At 44.1% G+C, this 20,367-nt stretch carries 12 protein-coding genes and 4 pseudogenes; 12 read left to right on the top strand and 4 right to left on the bottom strand.

Going from position 1 to position 20,367, the window contains the following annotated elements:
- Positions 1-994 (bottom strand): annotated as a pseudogene (locus AC075J_RS07980) (carboxyl transferase domain-containing protein); the annotation flags it as partial.
- Positions 995-1,713: 719 nt separating this feature from the next.
- On the opposite strand from AC075J_RS07980, the gene AC075J_RS07975 reads away from it, so the two are divergent.
- From AC075J_RS07975 to aroD (AC075J_RS07965), 3 genes are all read left to right on the top strand, one after another.
- Entirely contained in the window at positions 1,714-3,711 is a 1,998-nt protein-coding gene (locus AC075J_RS07975) for an oxidoreductase (protein WP_476390222.1), read from the top strand.
- A 39-nt stretch (positions 3,712-3,750) separates the two neighbouring features.
- Positions 3,751-4,629 (top strand): shikimate dehydrogenase, encoded by an 879-nt coding sequence (locus AC075J_RS07970; RefSeq protein WP_144137241.1) that lies wholly within the window; start codon positions 3,751-3,753, stop codon positions 4,627-4,629.
- Positions 4,630-4,897: 268 nt separating this feature from the next.
- Positions 4,898-5,659, top strand: a complete 762-nt coding sequence (aroD, locus tag AC075J_RS07965; protein WP_118521073.1) for a type I 3-dehydroquinate dehydratase — start codon at positions 4,898-4,900, stop codon at positions 5,657-5,659.
- Between the two features lie 336 nt (positions 5,660-5,995).
- Here aroD (AC075J_RS07965) and aroD (AC075J_RS07960) read toward each other — a convergent pair whose 3' ends face one another.
- The 3 genes and pseudogenes from aroD (AC075J_RS07960) to AC075J_RS07950 form a co-directional block, all read right to left on the bottom strand.
- Positions 5,996-6,757: a type I 3-dehydroquinate dehydratase gene (gene aroD / locus AC075J_RS07960; protein WP_476390221.1), complete on the bottom strand. Its 762-nt coding sequence runs from the start codon at positions 6,755-6,757 to the stop codon at positions 5,996-5,998.
- A 268-nt stretch (positions 6,758-7,025) separates the two neighbouring features.
- Positions 7,026-7,905, bottom strand: a pseudogene (locus AC075J_RS07955) (shikimate dehydrogenase).
- A gap of 39 nt (positions 7,906-7,944) precedes the next feature.
- Positions 7,945-9,942, bottom strand: coding sequence for an oxidoreductase (locus tag AC075J_RS07950; RefSeq protein WP_476390220.1), 1,998 nt, complete (start codon positions 9,940-9,942; stop codon positions 7,945-7,947).
- 719 nt (positions 9,943-10,661) lie between these two features.
- On the opposite strand from AC075J_RS07950, the pseudogene AC075J_RS07945 reads away from it, so the two are divergent.
- The 9 genes and pseudogenes from AC075J_RS07945 (at position 10,662) to rpsA (ending at position 20,361) form a co-directional block, all read left to right on the top strand.
- Positions 10,662-12,101 (top strand): annotated as a pseudogene (locus AC075J_RS07945) (acyl-CoA carboxylase subunit beta).
- A 14-nt stretch (positions 12,102-12,115) separates the two neighbouring features.
- Positions 12,116-12,871, top strand: coding sequence for an OadG family transporter subunit (locus AC075J_RS07940; protein ID WP_182465282.1), 756 nt, complete (start codon positions 12,116-12,118; stop codon positions 12,869-12,871).
- 27 nt (positions 12,872-12,898) lie between these two features.
- The gene (locus AC075J_RS07935; protein WP_022381146.1) at positions 12,899-13,267 is read left to right on the top strand and encodes a biotin/lipoyl-containing protein; all 369 of its coding nucleotides are present in this window, start codon (positions 12,899-12,901) and stop codon (positions 13,265-13,267) included.
- A 16-nt stretch (positions 13,268-13,283) separates the two neighbouring features.
- The gene (locus AC075J_RS07930) at positions 13,284-14,432 is read left to right on the top strand and encodes a sodium ion-translocating decarboxylase subunit beta (protein ID WP_008704466.1); all 1,149 of its coding nucleotides are present in this window, start codon (positions 13,284-13,286) and stop codon (positions 14,430-14,432) included.
- Between the two features lie 142 nt (positions 14,433-14,574).
- Positions 14,575-15,987: an oxaloacetate decarboxylase subunit alpha gene (locus AC075J_RS07925; protein ID WP_008704465.1), complete on the top strand. Its 1,413-nt coding sequence runs from the start codon at positions 14,575-14,577 to the stop codon at positions 15,985-15,987.
- Positions 15,988-16,203: 216 nt separating this feature from the next.
- The gene (locus tag AC075J_RS07920; RefSeq protein ID WP_476390219.1) at positions 16,204-17,568 is read left to right on the top strand and encodes a BaiN/RdsA family NAD(P)/FAD-dependent oxidoreductase; all 1,365 of its coding nucleotides are present in this window, start codon (positions 16,204-16,206) and stop codon (positions 17,566-17,568) included.
- Positions 17,569-17,730: 162 nt separating this feature from the next.
- Complete coding sequence (cmk, locus tag AC075J_RS07915; protein ID WP_055201362.1) at positions 17,731-18,402, top strand: (d)CMP kinase; 672 nt, start codon at positions 17,731-17,733, stop codon at positions 18,400-18,402.
- Between the two features lie 18 nt (positions 18,403-18,420).
- Positions 18,421-19,304: pseudogene (gene ispH / locus AC075J_RS07910) on the top strand (4-hydroxy-3-methylbut-2-enyl diphosphate reductase).
- Positions 19,285-20,361: a 30S ribosomal protein S1 gene (gene rpsA, locus AC075J_RS07905; protein WP_055052980.1), complete on the top strand. Its 1,077-nt coding sequence runs from the start codon at positions 19,285-19,287 to the stop codon at positions 20,359-20,361. The pseudogene ispH and the gene rpsA overlap by 20 nt, the downstream one beginning before the upstream one ends.
- Positions 20,362-20,367: the final 6 nt, after the last annotated feature.

Genomic DNA, 20,367 nt, shown 5'->3' with positions numbered 1-20,367 from the left:
GTAAGTACCGGAATATCAAAAGCGTCGCAGAATTTCACGAAATCTGCTGCTTTTCTTGCGCCTCTTGCAGAGATGCTTCCGTCAAATGTTTCTGTTTTCTTGCCTTCTGCGTCATATACTTCGCTTTCTGTTTGCAACAGCACCTACTGTAGCGCCGTTTAAACGGATAAAGCCTGTAACCATGTCTTTTGCATAGTCTGCTTTTGTACTCACGAAGAATTCACCGTTGTCAGCGATCTGGGAAAGTGCGATTGCTGTGTCACCTGCACAGTTTGCAAGATCTGCGCATACGCGGTTAAGATCATCTGTACACTCTGTGTAATTGTCTGTGTCTTCATTATTAGAAGGAAGAAGTGATACTAAGGAGACGGATCTGGCCAAGAATCTCATCCTCTGTACCAACGCCATCGATCACACCTGTCTCTTTGCTCTGGAAATCAGCTGCTGCTGTGTCGCATTTGTCTGTGTTGTTTCCTTCCAGTGCGTTTGGTGTGTTGACGAACGTTTTTCCTTTTTGGATTCCATGAATGTGAAATCTGTCAGGGACGGGATAACTGCCATACCACCGCCGCATGTTCCGAAGATTGCTGTGATCTGCGGGATCAGCACCGGATGCCAGTGTCTGTTTCAGATAAATCTGTCCGAAAGCTTCCAGTGCGTCTGTTGCTTCCTGAAGACGGATACCTGCACAGTCAACAAGTCCGATAACCGGAGCGCCTGTTTTCATGGCAAGATCATAAAGTCTTGTGATCTTCTTTGCATGCATTTCACCAACGGTCCCGTTTAATACAGATGCATCCTGGCTGTATACATAAACCAGTTTGTCATCGATCACACCATATCCGGTGATAACACCGTCAGATGGTGCCTTGTTTGCAGTCATGTTGAAATCTGTGGATCTGGCTGTTACACCCTGTCCGATTTCGACAAAACTGTTTGCGTCAAGCAAAGAAGTAATTCTTGTGCCTGCTAAGCTTTGTGTTGCATTACTCATTCTTGTTTGCCCTCCATCTTTATGAGAATATTTAAAAGTTAACCCAAAAATTTAGCCGATTTTAATTTTACCTTTTTCGGCAGAAAATTTCAACATTTATTTGTCATTTTCGTTAAAAATATAGCAGAAAAATTTGTCAGGTTTCTCCAAATTTGTTGTTTTGAGCATCTCTTCCTATTTAATAGAGGGTATTACGGTTATTTTGTATTGTCCTGTATTTCACCCTCTCCCGCAAACCAGTGTGTCGACAAGTTGATTTCTCGAACAATCCTGCGTCTGAATTTCTTATTTCTATCCTGCAAGATTGTTTCAAGAATCGACTTGTCGGCACGCCAGAGCGTGTTTGAAGCAACTATACCACACACTTGTCTGCGAATCCGACTACACAGGTATAAAAGTCTCAGCAAAACCATAGATGTTTTTTATTATATAGCACGAATTATCAATTAGATTTATGGATTATCCCGTTAATATAATTAACACATCAAAGAAATTCAGGCCACAGCTAAAGCACTGAACAATTATATAGCACTCCTCGTAAATAATGCATTTAAGACAGTTCAGCAGAGTGCGAAAGACAAGGAAGATATCTGCAGGCGTGCTTGACGCACAGCAAAGATATCTGACGCAGGATTTCACACTCTGATGGACTGGATTAAAATGCATTATTTTAGAGGATTGCTATAGATCCAACAGAAAATTTCAGGAGGAAAGACGTAATGAAAAGCAATTACCAGCATATTTTCACACCACTCACAGTAAAAAATATGACTATCAAAAACCGTATCGTTATGATGCCTATGGGAACCAATTACGGGGAACAGAACGGCGAAATGAGTTTTCTTCACATTAATTATTATAAAGAGCGTGCCAAAGGCGGCACAGGTCTGATCATCGTAGAGAATGCAAGCGTAGATTCTCCGCAGGGTTCCAACGGAACTACTCAGCTTCGTATTGACCACGACAACTATCTGCCGCGTCTGTACAAATTCTGTGAAGAGATCCACAAATATGGTACCTGTATTGCGATCCAGATCAACCACGCAGGTGCTTCCGCTGTTTCCGCACGTACAAATATGCAGCCGGTTTCCGCATCTGATATTCCGTCCAAAGAAGGCGGAGAGATCCCGCGTCCGTTATCAGTGGAAGAAATCCATCACATTGTAAAGAAATACGGCGAGGCTGCAAAGAGAGCCCAGGCTGCAGGTTTTGACGCAGTAGAAATCCATGCGGGACATTCCTATCTGATCAGCCAGTTCCTCTCTCCTCTTACAAACAAACGTACAGATGAGTTCGGCGGATCTGTGGAAAACAGAACACGTTTCTGCCGTATGGTCATTGAAGAAGTAAGAAAACAGGTCGGACCTTTCTTCCCGATCATGCTCCGTCTCAGCGCAGATGAGCTGATGGAAGGCGGTAACACTCTCGAGGATACTCTTGAATATCTGGAATATATTCAGGATGAAGTTGATATCTTCGATGTTTCCTGCGGTTTAAACGGTTCTATCCAGTATCAGATCGATGCCAACTACATGAAAGACGGATGGCGTTCCTATATGCCTAAAGCTGTCAGAGAGAAATTCGGCAAACCATGTATCTCCATGGGAAATATCCGTAACCCGAAGGTTGCTGAGCAGATCCTCGCTGACGGCGATGCAGACCTGATCGGTATGGGACGTGGTCTTATCGCAGAACCTGCATGGGTAAACAAAGTAGCTACAGGCAGAGAATGTGACCTTCGCAAATGTATCTCCTGTAACATCGGATGTGCAGGAAACAGAATCGGCTTTAACCGTCCGATCCGCTGTACTGTAAACCCGGCTGTTCTGGAAGGTGATGTTTATAAGAATCAGAAAGTGAACAAGAACTGTAACGTTGTAGTAATCGGAGGCGGTACTGCCGGACTGGAAGCTGCCTGTACAGCCGCAGAAGTAGGCTGTAATACCTTCCTTCTGGAAAAGGGTGAGACTCTTGGCGGTCTTGCTTCTGTGATCTCTAAGATCCCTGCAAAGAAGCGTCTGGCTGATTTCCCGAACTATCTGATTCACAGAGCAGAGCAGCTTGAGAATCTTTATATCTTTACAAACACAGAGGGAACACCGGAAAATATCCGCAAGTTCCATCCAAACCTGATCGTAAGCTCCACAGGTTCCGCACCACTGCTTCCTCCGATCAAGGGACTTCACGACCGCATTGACAAAGAAGGCAGCAAGGTTGCTTCTATCCTGGGAATGATTAATCACATCAATGACTATCCGGAAGATATGACAAGCAAGAAAGTTGTTGTTGTGGGCGGCGGTGCTGTTGGTCTTGATGTTGTGGAATTCTTTGCAGCAAGAAATGCTGAGATTTCTATTGTGGAGATGATGGATCAGATCGGACGTGACCTGGATCCTGTTACAAAGAATGACATGAAGGACCAGATGAAGAAACATCATGTGGCCCAGCTTACAAAGACAGCTCTTCAGGAAGTAAAAGACAGCTCTTTCCTTGTAAAAGATGCAGAAGGTGAACGTGAGCTTCCATTTGACTACGGATTCGTATGTCTTGGTATGAGAGCTCAGGGACAGCTTTTCGCAGAGCTTTCCGATGCTTTTGTTTCTGATGATGTTGAGATCCTGAACATCGGAGACAGCAAACGTGCAAGAAGGATCATCGACGGAACTCTGGAAGGAAGAAATATCCTTAATACACTGACTCAGATGGGATACCTTTAATAAAAACCTTTACAACAAAATACGAAAGGGGATATTATAATGGCTGAAAGAATTACCGGACATACTGAATTAATCGGTCTGATGGCTTACCCGATCCGTCACTCCAGCTCTCCTGCAATGCAGAATGAGGCTTTTGCAAAACTCGGGTATGACTACGCTTACCTTGCTTTCGAGGTTGGCGCAGATGAGATTGAGGATGCAGTAAAAGCAATCCGTACTCTGAAAATGAGAGGATCCAATGTTTCCATGCCAAATAAAACTCTGGTTGGAAAATACCTGGATGAACTTTCTCCTGCAGCAGAATTATGCGGTGCAGTTAACACGATCGTAAATGACAACGGTCATCTTACAGGTCATATCACTGACGGTATCGGATTTATGTCTGCCCTGAAAGATAATGATATTGATGTGATCGGAAAGAAAATGACTATCGTCGGTGCAGGCGGTGCTGCCACTGCCATCGAGATCCAGGCTGCTTTGGACGGCGTTGCCGAGATCACAATCTTTAACCGCAAGGATGAATTCTGGAATCGTGCAGTATCCACAGTAGAGAAGATCAACGCAAAGACATCCTGCCATGCAGTTCTTTATGATCTGGCAGATCTTGATAAACTGAAAGCTGAGATGGATGACAGTTTTATCTTTGTCAATGCTACAGGTGTGGGAATGAAACCACTGGAAAGCCAGTCCGTTGTTCCGGACAAGTCTTACTTCCGTCCTGAGCTGATCGTTATTGATGTTCCTTACTCTCCTCTGGAAACAAAGATGCGTTCCATGGCCAAGGAAGTTGGATGTAAGACAATGAATGGTCTGGGAATGATGTTATTCCAGGGTTCCGCTGCATTTGAGTTATGGACAGGTGAACCAATGCCTATCGAACATATGAAAGAGATTCTTCACATCTCCTATGATGACTGATACCTGATGGTATCTTCAGTAAAGATATCTCATATTGTGATGCAGAACAGATCATTTCACTGATCTTTCTGCACATAATATTTGATATATACCGCTTTTCGGCGTACTGCAGGAGATGTACTGATATATTACTCCGCGCAGAATGTACATATCCTGCAGTTTGCTTCAAAAAGCTGTTGATCATGCGGTTATGTTACGGTTATTCTTATAACAGTTCCATAATAATCCGGAACTACTATAATACAACAGAAAATATGAGGATAAACAGATGAACACAGTTCAGGTAAAAAACACTGTGATCGGCGAGGGCAGACCTAAGATCTGCGTTCCCATCGTAGGAAAAACAAAAACAGACATTCTCGAAGAAGCCAAAAAGATCACTACTCTTCCTGTTGATGTAGTTGAGTGGCGTATAGACTGGTTTGATGATGTCTTTGCTACTGAGAAAGTATTAGAAACCGCTAAAGAGCTTCAGGAAGTTTTAAAAGACATTCCTGTTCTCCTTACATTCCGTACTTCCAAAGAAGGCGGTGAGAAAGAAATTTCTGTAAATGACTATGCTGCTTTAAATATTGCAGCTGCTCAGAGCGGTTATGTAGATTTAATTGATGTAGAAGCATTTACAGGTGATGAAGTTGTTAAGACAATCATCAATGCTGCTCATGAGGCAGGTGTAAAGGTAATTGCTTCCAACCATGATTTCTTTAAGACTCCGGAGAAGGAGGAGATCATCCGACGCCTCTGCATGATGCAGGAGCTGGGTGCTGATATCCCTAAGATTGCAGTAATGCCTACCTGTAAGCAGGATGTTATCACACTGCTGTCTGCTACTCTGGAAATGTCTGAGAAATATGCAGACCGCCCGATCATTACCATGTCCATGGCTGGAACAGGTGTTGTCAGCCGCCTTACAGGTGAGACATTCGGCTCCGCTCTCACTTTCGGTGCTGCTTCCAAAGCTTCTGCTCCGGGACAGGTCGGTGTGCATGAATTAAAACAGGTGCTGGATATCATTCACAGCAGCCTGTGATCTGTTGATGAATGATGTGATATCGGATGCTATTCTTGCCTATAGCTGATATCACTCATATTCGTCAACAGATTGTTACAGAATTTGAATTTAATAATTACGACTCCTTAAAATAATAATTGATGAAAACCAAGAAGAACAGCCCCGAATCCCGGCTGTTCTTCTTGGCCAAGAAGAACAGCCGGGATTCGGGGCTGTTCTTCTTGGTTTTCATCAATTATTATTTTAAGGAGTCATAATTATTAAATTCAAATTCTGTAACAATCTGTTGACGAATATGAGTGATATCAGCTATAGGCAAGAATAGCATCCGATATCACATCATTCATCAACAGATCACAGGCTGCTGTGAATGATATCCAGCACCTGTTTTAATTCATGCACACCGACCTGTCCCGGAGCAGAAGCTTTGGAAGCAGCACCGAAAGTGAGAGCGGAGCCGAATGTCTCACCTGTAAGGCGGCTGACAACACCTGTTCCAGCCATGGACATGGTAATGATCGGGCGGTCTGCATGTTTCTCAGACATTTCCAGAGTAGCAGACAGCAGTGTGATAACATCCTGCTTACAGGTAGGCATTACTGCAATCTTAGGGATATCAGCACCCAGCTCCTGCATCATGCAGAGGCGTCGGATGATCTCCTCCTTCTCCGGAGTCTTAAAGAAATCATGGTTGGAAGCAATTACCTTTACACCTGCCTCATGAGCAGCATTGATGATTGTCTTAACAACTTCATCACCTGTAAATGCTTCTACATCAATTAAATCTACATAACCGCTCTGAGCAGCTGCAATATTTAAAGCAGCATAGTCATTTACAGAAATTTCTTTCTCACCGCCTTCTTTGGAAGTACGGAATGTAAGGAGAACAGGAATGTCTTTTAAAACTTCCTGAAGCTCTTTAGCGGTTTCTAATACTTTCTCAGTAGCAAAGACATCATCAAACCAGTCTATACGCCACTCAACTACATCAACAGGAAGAGTAGTGATCTTTTTGGCTTCTTCGAGAATGTCTGTTTTTGTTTTTCCTACGATGGGAACGCAGATCTTAGGTCTGCCCTCGCCGATCACAGTGTTTTTTACCTGAACTGTGTTCATCTGTTTATCCTCATATTTTCTGTTGTATTATAGTAGTTCCGGATTATTATGGAACTGTTATAAGAATAACCGTAACATAACCGCATGATCAACAGCTTTTTGAAGCAAACTGCAGGATATGTACATTCTGCGCGGAGTAATATATCAGTACATCTCCTGCAGTACGCCGAAAAGCGGTATATATCAAATATTATGTGCAGAAAGATCAGTGAAATGATCTGTTCTGCATCACAATATGAGATATCTTTACTGAAGATACCATCAGGTATCAGTCATCATAGGAGATGTGAAGAATCTCTTTCATATGTTCGATAGGCATTGGTTCACCTGTCCATAACTCAAATGCAGCGGAACCCTGGAATAACATCATTCCCAGACCATTCATTGTCTTACATCCAACTTCCTTGGCCATGGAACGCATCTTTGTTTCCAGAGGAGAGTAAGGAACATCAATAACGATCAGCTCAGGACGGAAGTAAGACTTGTCCGGAACAACGGACTGGCTTTCCAGTGGTTTCATTCCCACACCTGTAGCATTGACAAAGATAAAACTGTCATCCATCTCAGCTTTCAGTTTATCAAGATCTGCCAGATCATAAAGAACTGCATGGCAGGATGTCTTTGCGTTGATCTTCTCTACTGTGGATACTGCACGATTCCCAGAATTCATCCTTGCGGTTAAAGATTGTGATCTCGGCAACGCCGTCCAAAGCAGCCTGGATCTCGATGGCAGTGGCAGCACCGCCTGCACCGACGATAGTCATTTTCTTTCCGATCACATCAATATCATTATCTTTCAGGGCAGACATAAATCCGATACCGTCAGTGATATGACCTGTAAGATGACCGTTGTCATTTACGATCGTGTTAACTGCACCGCATAATTCTGCTGCAGGAGAAAGTTCATCCAGGTATTTTCCAACCAGAGTTTTATTTGGCATGGAAACATTGGATCCTCTCATTTTCAGAGTACGGATTGCTTTTACTGCATCCTCAATCTCATCTGCGCCAACCTCGAAAGCAAGGTAAGCGTAGTCATACCCGAGTTTCGCAAAAGCCTCATTCTGCATTGCAGGAGAGCTGGAGTGACGGATCGGGTAAGCCATCAGACCGATTAATTCAGTATGTCCGGTAATTCTTTCAGCCATTATAATATCCCCTTTCGTATTTTGTTGTAAAGGTTTTTATTAAAGGTATCCCATCTGAGTCAGTGTATTAAGGATATTTCTTCCTTCCAGAGTTCCGTCGATGATCCTTCTTGCACGTTTGCTGTCTCCGATGTTCAGGATCTCAACATCATCAGAAACAAAAGCATCGGAAAGCTCTGCGAAAAGCTGTCCCTGAGCTCTCATACCAAGACATACGAATCCGTAGTCAAATGGAAGCTCACGTTCACCTTCTGCATCTTTTACAAGGAAAGAGCTGTCTTTTACTTCCTGAAGAGCTGTCTTTGTAAGCTGGGCCACATGATGTTTCTTCATCTGGTCCTTCATGTCATTCTTTGTAACAGGATCCAGGTCACGTCCGATCTGATCCATCATCTCCACAATAGAAATCTCAGCATTTCTTGCTGCAAAGAATTCCACAACATCAAGACCAACAGCACCGCCGCCCACAACAACAACTTTCTTGCTTGTCATATCTTCCGGATAGTCATTGATGTGATTAATCATTCCCAGGATAGAAGCAACCTTGCTGCCTTCTTTGTCAATGCGGTCGTGAAGTCCCTTGATCGGAGGAAGCAGTGGTGCGGAACCTGTGGAGCTTACGATCAGGTTTGGATGGAACTTGCGGATATTTTCCGGTGTTCCCTCTGTGTTTGTAAAGATATAAAGATTCTCAAGCTGCTCTGCTCTGTGAATCAGATAGTTCGGGAAATCAGCCAGACGCTTCTTTGCAGGGATCTTAGAGATCACAGAAGCAAGACCGCCAAGAGTCTCACCCTTTTCCAGAAGGAAGGTATTACAGCCTACTTCTGCGGCTGTACAGGCAGCTTCCAGTCCGGCAGTACCGCCTCCGATTACTACAACGTTACAGTTCTTGTTCACTTTCTGATTCTTATAAACATCACCTTCCAGAACAGCCGGGTTTACAGTACAGCGGATCGGACGGTTAAAGCCGATTCTGTTTCCTGCACATCCGATGTTACAGGAGATACATTTGCGAAGGTCACATTCTCTGCCTGTAGCTACTTTGTTTACCCATGCAGGTTCTGCGATAAGACCACGTCCCATACCGATCAGGTCTGCATCGCCGTCAGCGAGGATCTGCTCAGCAACCTTCGGGTTACGGATATTTCCCATGGAGATACATGGTTTGCCGAATTTCTCTCTGACAGCTTTAGGCATATAGGAACGCCATCCGTCTTTCATGTAGTTGGCATCGATCTGATACTGGATAGAACCGTTTAAACCGCAGGAAACATCGAAGATATCAACTTCATCCTGAATATATTCCAGATATTCAAGAGTATCCTCGAGAGTGTTACCGCCTTCCATCAGCTCATCTGCGCTGAGACGGAGCATGATCGGGAAGAAAGGTCCGACCTGTTTTCTTACTTCTTCAATGACCATACGGCAGAAACGTGTTCTGTTTTCCACAAATCCGCCGAACTCATCTGTACGTTTGTTTGTAAGAGGAGAGAGGAACTGGCTGATCAGATAGGAATGTCCCGCATGGATTTCTACTGCGTCAAAACCTGCAGCCTGGGCTCTCTTTGCAGCCTCGCCGTATTTCTTTACAATGTGATGGATTTCTTCCACTGATAACGGACGCGGGATCTCTCCGCCTTCTTTGGACGGAATATCAGATGCGGAAACCGGCTGCATATTTGTACGTGCGGAAACAGCGGAAGCACCTGCGTGGTTGATCTGGATCGCAATACAGGTACCATATTTGTGGATCTCTTCACAGAATTTGTACAGACGCGGCAGATAGTTGTCGTGGTCAATACGAAGCTGAGTAGTTCCGTTGGAACCCTGCGGAGAATCTACGCTTGCATTCTCTACGATGATCAGACCTGTGCCGCCTTTGGCACGCTCTTTATAATAATTAATGTGAAGAAAACTCATTTCGCCGTTCTGTTCCCCGTAATTGGTTCCCATAGGCATCATAACGATACGGTTTTTGATAGTCATATTTTTTACTGTGAGTGGTGTGAAAATATGCTGGTAATTGCTTTTCATTACGTCTTTCCTCCTGAAATTTTCTGTTGGTCTATAGCAATCCTCTAAAATAATGCATTTTAATCCAGTCCATCAGAGTGTGAAATCCTGCGTCAGATATCTTTGCCGTGCGTCAAGCACGCCTGCAGATATCTTCCTTGTCTTTCGCACTCTGCTGAACTGTCTTAAATGCATTATTTGCCAGGAGTGCTGTGTCATTGTTCAGTGCTTTAGCTGTGGCCTGAATTTCTTTGATGTGTTAATTATATTAACGGGATAATCCATAAATCTAATTGATAATTCGTGCTATATAATAAAAAACATCTATGGTTTTGCTGAGACTTTTATACCTGTGTAGTCGGATTCGCAGACAAGTGTGTGGTATAGTTGCTTCAAACACGCTCTGGTGTGCCGACAAGTTGATTCTTGAAACAATCTTGCAGGATAGAAATAAGAAATTCAGACGCAGGATTGTTCGAGAAATCAACTTGTCGACACACTGGTTTGCGGGAGAGGGTGAAATACAGGACAATACAAAATAACCGTAATACCCTCTATTAAATAGGAAGAAATACTCAAAAAAACAAAATTTGGAGAAACCTGACAAATTTTTCTGCTATATTTTTAACGAAAATGACAAATAAATGTTGAAATTTTCTGCCGAAAAAGGTAAAATTAAAATCGGCTAAATTTTTGGGTTAACTTTTAAATATTCTCATAAAGATGGAGGGCAAACAAGAATGAGTAATGCAACACAAAGCTTAGCAGGCACAAGAATTACTTCTTTGCTTGACGCAAACAGTTTTGTCGAAATCGGACAGGGTGTAACAGCCAGATCCACAGATTTCAACATGACTGCAAACAAGGCACCATCTGACGGTGTTATCACCGGATATGGTGTGATCGATGACAAACTGGTTTATGTATACAGCCAGGATGCATCTGTATTAAACGGTACTGTTGGTGAAATGCATGCAAAGAAGATCACAAGACTTTATGATCTTGCCATGAAAACAGGCGCTCCGGTTATCGGACTTGTTGACTGTGCAGGTATCCGTCTTCAGGAAGCAACAGACGCACTGGAAGCTTTCGGACAGATTTATCTGAAACAGACACTGGCATCCGGTGCTGATCCCGCAGATCACAGCAATCTTCGGAACATGCGGCGGTGGTATGGCAGTTATCCCGTCCCTGACAGATTTCACATTCATGGAATCCAAAAAAGGAAAAACGTTCGTCAACACACCAAACGCACTGGAAGGAAACAACACAGACAAATGCGACACAGCAGCAGCTGATTTCCAGAGCAAAGAGACAGGTGTGATCGATGGCGTTGGTACAGAGGATGAGATTCTTGGCCGAGATCCGTTCCTTAGTATCACTTCTTCCTTCTAATAATGAAGACACAGACAATTACACAGAGTGTACAGATGATCTTAACCGCGTATGCGCAGATCTTGCAAACTGTGCAGGTGACACAGCAATCGCACTTTCCCAGATCGCTGACAACGGTGAATTCTTCGAGACAAAAGCAGACTATGCAAAAGACATGGTTACAGGCTTTATCCGTTTAAACGGCGCTACAGTAGGTGCTGTTGCAAACAGAAAGCGAAGTATATGACGCAGAAGGCAAGAAAACAGAAACATTTGACGGAAGCATCTCTGCAAGAGGCGCAAGAAAAGCAGCAGATTTCGTGAAATTCTGCGACGCTTTTGATATTCCGGTACTTACACTTACAAACGCAACAGGCTTCATGGCAACCTTATGCAGCGAGAAGATGATGGCGAAATCCGTAGGTGAACTGGTAGCTGCATTCGCAGATGCAACTGTTCCGAAGGTAAATGTGATCATCGGCAAAGCTTACGGTACAGCTTACGTGGCAATGAACAGCAAATCTATCGGTGCAGACCTTGTATATGCATGGGATAACGCAGAGATCGGTATGATGGATGCTTCCCTGGCAGCCAAGATCATGTACGCAGATGCAGATGCTGCTGAACTGAATGAAAAAGCTGCTCAGTACAGAGAGCTTCAGAATGGTGTTGCTTCCGCAGCAGCAAGAGGCTATGTTGACACTGTGATCAGCCCGGCTGACACAAGAAAATATGTAATCGGTGCATTTGAGATGCTGTTCACAAAGAGAGAAGATCGTCCGTCTAAGAAACATGGAACGGTCTAAGCGGGGTGACGCATATGAAAATGATCAAAAAAATAACTTCTGTATTCATGACATTTCTCGTAATGGCTGCGCTGGTGATCGGCAGCACCTCTGTGGTATTTGCCGCAGATAAGGTTGATGATACTGTTAAGTCCACACTGGTAACTACAGCAGAAGGACTGACAGATGCCATTGTCCAGCTTAAGGATGAAGAAATCGAGAATTACATGAGTTCAGGAGATGACTTTACAACAAGTGCCATGCAGTCCTGGCAGACATCCAAGGATGAACTTGGCGCAAAGAAGGACAGCAATGGTGAAACTACTGTAACTTTCAAAGATGATCAGTACACAGTTACTGTTCCTCTTAAATTTGAGAAAGCAGAAGCAAACTTTGTATATGTCTTTGACTCACAGGGAACACCGACTTCCATGTCTGTAGATGTACAGTATGGTATGGGCAAGACTCTTCAGAGAGCAGGTCTTAATACTCTGATGGGTATTGGAACTGTATTCGTAATGCTGATTTTATTAAGCCTTCTGATTTCTCTGTTTAGATTTATTCCGAATCCGGAAGCAAAGAAAGCAGCAGAAGCAAAAGCTGCCAAAGCTGCAAAAGAGGCAGAGGCAGCAGCCATCGCACAGGCAGCACCTGCACAGGCAGAAGAGAACCTTGCAGATGACGGAGAGCTGGTAGCTGTTATTGCAGCAGCCATCGCAGCAGCAGAAGGAACTACAACAGATGGCTTCGTAGTTCGTTCCATCCGTAAAGTAAAAAGAAATAGAAGATAATTGTCATTTATTTAGGAGGATTTTAAAATGAAAAGCTATACAATTACAGTAAACGGTACAGCATATGAAGTAACTGTTGAAGAAACAGGAAGCGTATCCGCTCCTGCAGCAGCTCCAAAAGCAGCACCTAAGGCTGCACCTGCAGCAGCTCCGAAAGCAGCAGCACCTGCAGCAGGCGCCGGCGCAGTGAAAGTAACTGCTTCCGTACCTGGCAAAGTTGTCAAAGTAGCAGCAAGCGTTGGACAGGCAGTAAAAGCCGGAGACAGCGTAATTATTCTTGAATCCATGAAAATGGAAATCCCTGTAGTAGCTCCTCAGGACGGTACTATCGCAAGCATTGATGTTGCAGAAGGTGCCTCTGTAGAAAACGGAGATACTTTAGCAACAATGAACTAAGACGGGAGGTAGTCAAATGTCTTATGTAACAGAAACATTGTCCAACCTGATTCATCAGACAGCATTCTTTAATCTGACATGGGGCAATTACCTGATGATCGCAGTAGCCTGCGTATTCCTTTACCTTGCTATCAAGAAGGGATTCGAGCCGCTTCTGCTTGTTCCTATCGCATTCGGTATGCTGCTTGTAAATATCTATCCGGACATTATGGCAAATCCGGAAGATATGTCCAATGGTGTAGGTGGACTTCTTCATTATTTCTACATCCTTGATGAGTGGAGTATCTTACCATCCCTGATCTTCATGGGTGTAGGTGCCATGACAGACTTCGGTCCGCTGATCGCAAACCCGATCAGCTTCCTGATGGGTGCTGCGGCACAGCTTGGTATCTATGCAGCTTACTTCCTTGCAATCTTTCTTGGATTCAATGGAAAAGCAGCAGCAGCAATCTCCATCATCGGTGGTGCTGACGGCCCGACTTCCATTTTCCTTGCAGGTAAACTTGGACAGTCTGCACTGATGGGACCGATCGCAGTGGCAGCATATTCCTATATGTCACTGGTTCCAATCATCCAGCCGCCTATCATGAAACTCTGCACAACAGAGAAAGAACGTAAGATCAAAATGGATCAGCTTCGCCCGGTTTCCAAACTGGAGAAGATCCTGTTCCCGATCGTTATCACAATCGTTGTCTGCCTGATTTTGCCTACAACAGCTCCGCTGGTTGGTATGCTCATGCTTGGTAACCTGTTCAGAGAGTGCGGTGTTGTAAAACAGCTGACAGAAACAGCTTCCAATGCCCTGATGTATATCGTAGTTATCCTTCTGGGTACATCCGTAGGTGCTTCCACAAGTGCAGAAGCATTCTTAAACGCAGATACTCTGAAGATCGTAGTTTTAGGTCTTGTTGCATTCGCAATCGGTACATTCGGCGGATGTATGCTTGGTAAACTGCTCTGCAAACTGACTCATGGAAAGATCAACCCGCTGATCGGTTCCGCAGGTGTATCCGCAGTACCTATGGCAGCCCGTGTATCCCAGAAAGTGGGTGCAGAGGCAGATCCTACAAACTTCCTTCTGATGCACGCAATGGGCCCGAACGTTGCCGGTGTTATCGGTACAGCCGTAGCAGCCGGAACATTTATGGCTATTTTCGGAGTATAACCAAATCAAGCAAGCTATCTTGCTTGTATCAGGAGGAGTGCAACTCCTTCTGATAAGCTGCGGAGCAGCTATTTGGTTATGAGCAAGTAGCGAAGCGGATTGCGAATATCCGATTAAACAGAACTATAAAGGAGATTTAATAATGGCAGAATTAGAGAAAAAACCTGTTAAAATTGTGGAAACCATTCTCCGTGATGCTCATCAGTCCCAGATTGCAACACGTATGACCACAGAACAGATGCTTCCGATCGTAGATAAACTTGATAAAGTCGGCTATCACGCAGTAGAGTGCTGGGGTGGTGCAACATTCGATGCATCCCTTCGTTTCCTTCACGAAGATCCATGGGAAAGACTTCGTAAATTACGTGACGGCTTCAAGAACACAAAACTTCAGATGCTTTTCCGTGGACAGAACATCCTTGGATACCGTCCATACGCAGATGACGTTGTAGAATACTTCGTACAGAAATCTGCAGCAAACGGAATCGACATCATCCGTATTTTTGACTGCCTCAATGACCTTCGTAACCTGCAGACAGCAGTAAGCGCTGCAAACAAAGAGAAGGCTCATGCACAGGTAGCTCTTTCCTACACATTAGGAGATGCTTACACACTGGAATACTGGACAGACATTGCAAAACGTATCGAAGATATGGGCGCTGATTCCATCTGTATCAAAGATATGGCAGGTCTTCTCCTTCCAAACAAAGCTACAGAGCTTGTAACAGCATTAAAAGAAACAGTTAAGATCCCGATCGACCTTCATACACATTACACCTCAGGTGTAGCTTCCATGACTTACTTAAAAGCAGTAGAAGCAGGTGTGGATATCATCGATACAGCAATGTCTCCATTTGCACTGGGAACATCCCAGCCTGCAACAGAGGTTATGGTTGAGACATTCAAGGATACACCATACGACACAGGATTTGATCAGAAGCTTCTCTCCGAGATCGCTGACTACTTCCGTCCGATCCGTGACGAAGCTCTTGACAGCGGACTGCTCAATCCGAAGAACCTTGGTGTTAACATCAAAACTTTACTGTACCAGGTACCGGGCGGTATGCTCTCCAACCTGACTTCCCAGCTGAAAGAACAGCACGCAGAAGACAAATTCTACGATGTTCTCGAGGAAGTTCCGCGTGTACGTAAAGACCTTGGTGAACCGCCGCTTGTTACTCCGTCTTCCCAGATCGTTGGTACACAGGCTGTATTCAACGTACTTATGGGCGAGAGATACAAAATGGTTACAAAAGAAACAAAAGATATCCTGTTAGGAAAATACGGCGCAACTGTAAAACCGTTTAATCCGGAAGTACAGAAGAAGTGTATCGGCGATGAGAAACCGATCACATGCCGTCCGGCAGACCTTCTTGACAACGAGCTTGAGAAACTTGAGAGCGAAATGGCTCAGTACAAGGAACAGGATGAAGACGTATTAACATACGCACTGTTCCCACAGGTAGCTATGGACTTCTTCAAATACCGTCAGGCTCAGAAAACAAAAGTTGACGAGAAAGCAGCTGACAAAAAGAACGGAGCATATCCTGTATAATTGATCAGTAATTAAATATGTCCAAACGAAAAAAGGAGCTTGCGTAAGCAGGCTCCTTTGCGTTATTATGAAAGAATATGATACCCGGGAATATAATGTGCCAATGGGGATATGATGCCAGTGGTACATATCTATATTGATCGTAGCGAAGCGGAGACGTGGAACTATGATGAAATAGACAATCTGCAGGGTAAAATAAATACAGGAGAATATTCCATGAGCAAAGTTATAATAATCGGCGGCGGAGCCGCCGGAATGATGGCAGGGGTTTTTGCGGCCCGTAACCATCATGAAGTTCATATATTAGAGAAGAACGAGAAACTGGGAAAGAAAGTCTTCATCACAGGAAAAGGCAGATGCAATGTGACAAATGCCTGCGACACAGAAGAACTCTTTCCTGCAATGATGAGCAATCCCAAGTTCCTCTACAGCAGTTTCTATTCATTTACCCCTCAGGATGTAATGGAGTTCTTTGAGAAAGCAGGTGTCCCTCTGAAGGTAGAGCGTGGAAACAGAGTATTCCCACAGTCTGACCATTCCTCAGACATCATCCGCGCTCTGGAGCGTGAGCTGAAGAAAGCAGGAGCAAAGATTCATCTTCACACTGCTGTACAGGAAATCGTAAAGAAACCTGTAACAGATTCGGCAAATACCCTGGAATCAGAAGCTACATTAACAGAATCAGGATCTGATGCAGGAAAAGGCAGAAAAGGAAAAAAATCACCTGACATACCGCAGGAGAAGATCACAGGAGTCATCCTTACAGACGGAACCTTCATGGAAGGCGATGCAGTCATCGTGGCAACTGGCGGATTCTCTTATCAGAGCACCGGCTCAACAGGCGATGGATACCGCTTTGCAAGAGAACTTGGATTGAAGGTCACAGACATTGCACCTTCTCTTGTCCCATTAAAGACAAAAGAAGACTATATCCCTAAGCTTCAGGGACTTTCCCTTAAGAATACAGGACTTACCATAAAGAATGGAAAGAAAGTACTCTATGAGGATTTCGGAGAGATGATGTTCACCCATTTCGGAGTCACAGGTCCCATGATCCTCTCCGCCAGTGCTCATATAGGTGCAAAACTGGCGAAAGCACCAAACGGCGAACTGTCCGCATATCTGGATCTGAAGCCTGCACTCACCAGAGAACAACTGGATGCCAGGATCCTGCGTGAATTTGAAGCAGGACCAAACAAACAGTTCAAGAATGTGATTGGTGTACTTTTTCCGTCATCTCTGACTCCGGTAATGCTGGAACTGGGTGGAATCCCCGCAGAGAAGAAAATCCACGATATCTCCAGAGAAGAACGCCAGCACTTCATTGACCTTATCAAAGCCTTCCCCTTCACAATCACAGGAATGGGTGAGTTCAAAGAAGCCATCATCACCAGAGGCGGCGTCTCTGTCAAAGAGATCAACCCCGGAACAATGGAATCAAAGAAAATCTCAGGTCTTTACTTCGCAGGCGAAGTGCTGGATCTGGATGCAGTGACAGGTGGATATAACTTACAGATTGCCTGGTCTACCGCATATCTGGCAGCGCAGGCTATACGTTACTGTTCACTCCGTTCACAGTAACGGCTATACAGTAAGCTGAAAAAAGCGGATGATGAGTACCTTGTAGGTGGATGATATCTATGATATGATTCAGCTATACGTTATTTAACGATTTATAAACATCAATCAATAATAAAACAGAGAAAATCTGTTTGAATAATAGAAACAGGAGGAACCACGAAAATGGGATGCAATATAGCCATCGACGGACCTGCAGGAGCAGGTAAGAGTACCATCGCAAAGAAAGTAGCAAAAGAATTATCATTTATCTATGTAGATACAGGAGCCATGTACAGGGCAATGGCTTTATATCTTTTGAACCATGGCGTAAACGGAGAAAATCAGGAAGAGATCGAGGCTGTATGTTCCGGCGCTGACATCTCCATCGAATACAAAAACGGAGAACAGATTGTCATCCTCAACGGAGAGAACGTAAATGCTATGATCCGCACCGAACAGGTAGGAAACATGGCATCCAAAAGTTCCGCAAACCCGAAAGTCAGAGCCCATCTTCTGAAACTTCAGAGAACTCTGGCAGAGAAAAACGACGTAGTCATGGACGGCAGAGATATCGGCACAACCATCCTTCCAAACGCAGAAGTAAAAATCTACCTCACAGCAAGCGCAGACACCAGAGCAAAAAGAAGAGCACTGGAATATGAACAGAAGGGAGAATCCTTCGACTTGGACCAGATCCGAAAAGACATCATCGAGCGCGACGAACGCGACATGAACCGCGAAATCTCCCCTCTGAAACAGGCAGACGACGCAGTGCTTGTAGATTCTTCGGAAATGGGAATTGATGATGTTGTAAATGCGATTCTTAATGTATATAAGGAAAAAGTGCAGAAATAATTTAAGAAGGATTATTTTATGAAAGTAAAAGTAGCAGAAACAGCAGGCTTCTGCTTCGGCGTCAAACGTGCAGTGAACAAAGTCTACGAACTCATAGACACAGAACAGAAACCTATTTTCACTCTGGGCCCGATCATCCACAACGAAGGCGTAGTAGCGGATCTGGAAGCTCGTGGCGTCCATGTTATCGCAGAAGCGGATCTGGATTCCCCGGATGACACCCTGCAGAACGGAACAGTAGTCATCCGCTCTCACGGTGTAGGCAAAGCCATCTACGATAAGCTGAAAGAAAAAAACATCTCTTATGTAGATGTGACCTGCCCCTTCGTTCTGAAAATCCACAGGATCGTGGAAAAAGAAAGCCTTGCAGGAAACCACATCATCATCATCGGCGACAAAGACCACCCTGAAGTACAGGGCATCTGCGGCTGGTGTCAGGGACCGTACACGGTGATCAGAAACAAAGAAGAAGCCGAAGCATTTGATAAATCCCCCAAAAGGCAAAAAAATAAGCATTGTGTCCCAGACGACATTTAATTACAACAAATTTAAAGATTTAGTTGAAATTCTTTGCAAAAAGAGGTATGATAATAATGTTTTAAATATTCTCAATATTTTAAACACTATTTGTAATGCTACCGAAGAACGGCAGAGAGAAGCAAAAAACATAGCCGGAGAGGTAGACACTATGTTGGTCGTAGGTGGCCGGCACAGTTCCAATACTCAAAAGCTGTTTGAAATATGTAAAAAGGAATGTGGAAATACTTACTATATACAAACACCTGTAGACTTGGATTCTGAAATGTTCCAATGCAGTAGTTATGTGGGTCTTACAGACAGGGGCTTCCACCCCAAACAAAATTATTGAGGAGGTTCAAGAACATGTCAGAATTAAGTTTTGAACAAATGCTGGAAGATTCCGTAAAGACTATCAGAAATGGAGAGATTGTACAGGGTACTGTCATCGATGTTAAAGAAGATGAGATTATTCTGAATATCGGTTATAAAGCAGACGGTATTATCACAAAGAACGAATACTCTAACGATGCAAGCCTTGTACTCACAGATGCTGTTCACGTTGGAGACACAATGGAAGCAAAAGTTCTCAAAGTAAACGATGGAGAAGGTCAGGTTACTCTTACTTACAAGAGACTGGCAGCAGAGAAAGGCAACAAACGTCTTGAAGAAGCATTTGAGAATCAGGAAGTATTAAAAGCTCCTGTAACTCAGGTACTTGACGGCGGACTTTGTGTAAACGTAGACGAAGCAAGAGTATTCATTCCTGCAAGTCTCGTTTCCGACACATACGAGAAAGACCTTTCCAAATATGCAGATCAGGAGATCGAATTCGTTATCACAGAATTCAACCCGAGAAGACGCCGCATCATCGGTAACCGTAAACAGCTTCTTCTCGCTGAGAAAGCAGAGAAACAGAAAGAATTAATGGAGAGAATCCATGTTGGCGACACAGTTGAAGGAACAGTTAAGAACGTTACAGATTTCGGTGCATTCATCGATCTGGGCGGAGCTGACGGACTTCTTCACATTTCCGAAATGTCCTGGGGCAGAGTAGAGAACCCGAAGAAAGTATTCACTGTTGGCGATAAAGTCAAAGTTCTTATCAAAGAGATCAACGGAGAGAAGATCGCACTTTCCCTTAAATTCCCGGAAGCAAATCCATGGCTCACAGCAGCTGAGGACTTCGCTGTAGGAAACGTAGTTAAAGGTAAAGTTGCACGTATGACAGACTTCGGTGCATTCGTAGAGCTTGCACCTGGAGTAGATGCACTCCTTCACGTATCCCAGATTTCCAGAGAGCACGTTGCTAAACCTGCAGACGTACTGTCAATTGGACAGGAGATCGAAGCTAAGGTTGTTGACTTCAACGGCGAAGACAAGAAGATCAGCCTGAGCATGAAAGCTCTTGAGGCACCGGCTGAGGAAGCTACAGAAGAATAATTTATC

Source organism: Blautia sp. ZXY-1-C6, assembly GCF_056339875.1.
Note: the sequence above shows the minus strand (reverse complement) of the source record. Positions and strands in the feature narration are given on the sequence as shown.

What these genes read in the sequence shown, in the direction of transcription:
- AC075J_RS07975 (WP_476390222.1), top strand. Translation starts at nt 1,714, where the DNA reads ATGAAAAGCAATTACCAGCATATTTTCACACCACTCACAGTAAAAAAT.
- AC075J_RS07970 (WP_144137241.1), top strand. Translation starts at nt 3,751, where the DNA reads ATGGCTGAAAGAATTACCGGACATACTGAATTAATCGGTCTGATGGCT.
- aroD (WP_118521073.1), top strand. Translation starts at nt 4,898, where the DNA reads ATGAACACAGTTCAGGTAAAAAACACTGTGATCGGCGAGGGCAGACCT.
- aroD (WP_476390221.1), bottom strand. Translation starts at nt 6,757, where the DNA reads ATGAACACAGTTCAGGTAAAAAACACTGTGATCGGCGAGGGCAGACCT.
- AC075J_RS07950 (WP_476390220.1), bottom strand. Translation starts at nt 9,942, where the DNA reads ATGAAAAGCAATTACCAGCATATTTTCACACCACTCACAGTAAAAAAT.
- AC075J_RS07940 (WP_182465282.1), top strand. Translation starts at nt 12,116, where the DNA reads ATGAAAATGATCAAAAAAATAACTTCTGTATTCATGACATTTCTCGTA.
- AC075J_RS07935 (WP_022381146.1), top strand. Translation starts at nt 12,899, where the DNA reads ATGAAAAGCTATACAATTACAGTAAACGGTACAGCATATGAAGTAACT.
- AC075J_RS07930 (WP_008704466.1), top strand. Translation starts at nt 13,284, where the DNA reads ATGTCTTATGTAACAGAAACATTGTCCAACCTGATTCATCAGACAGCA.
- AC075J_RS07925 (WP_008704465.1), top strand. Translation starts at nt 14,575, where the DNA reads ATGGCAGAATTAGAGAAAAAACCTGTTAAAATTGTGGAAACCATTCTC.
- AC075J_RS07920 (WP_476390219.1), top strand. Translation starts at nt 16,204, where the DNA reads ATGAGCAAAGTTATAATAATCGGCGGCGGAGCCGCCGGAATGATGGCA.
- cmk (WP_055201362.1), top strand. Translation starts at nt 17,731, where the DNA reads ATGGGATGCAATATAGCCATCGACGGACCTGCAGGAGCAGGTAAGAGT.
- rpsA (WP_055052980.1), top strand. Translation starts at nt 19,285, where the DNA reads ATGTCAGAATTAAGTTTTGAACAAATGCTGGAAGATTCCGTAAAGACT.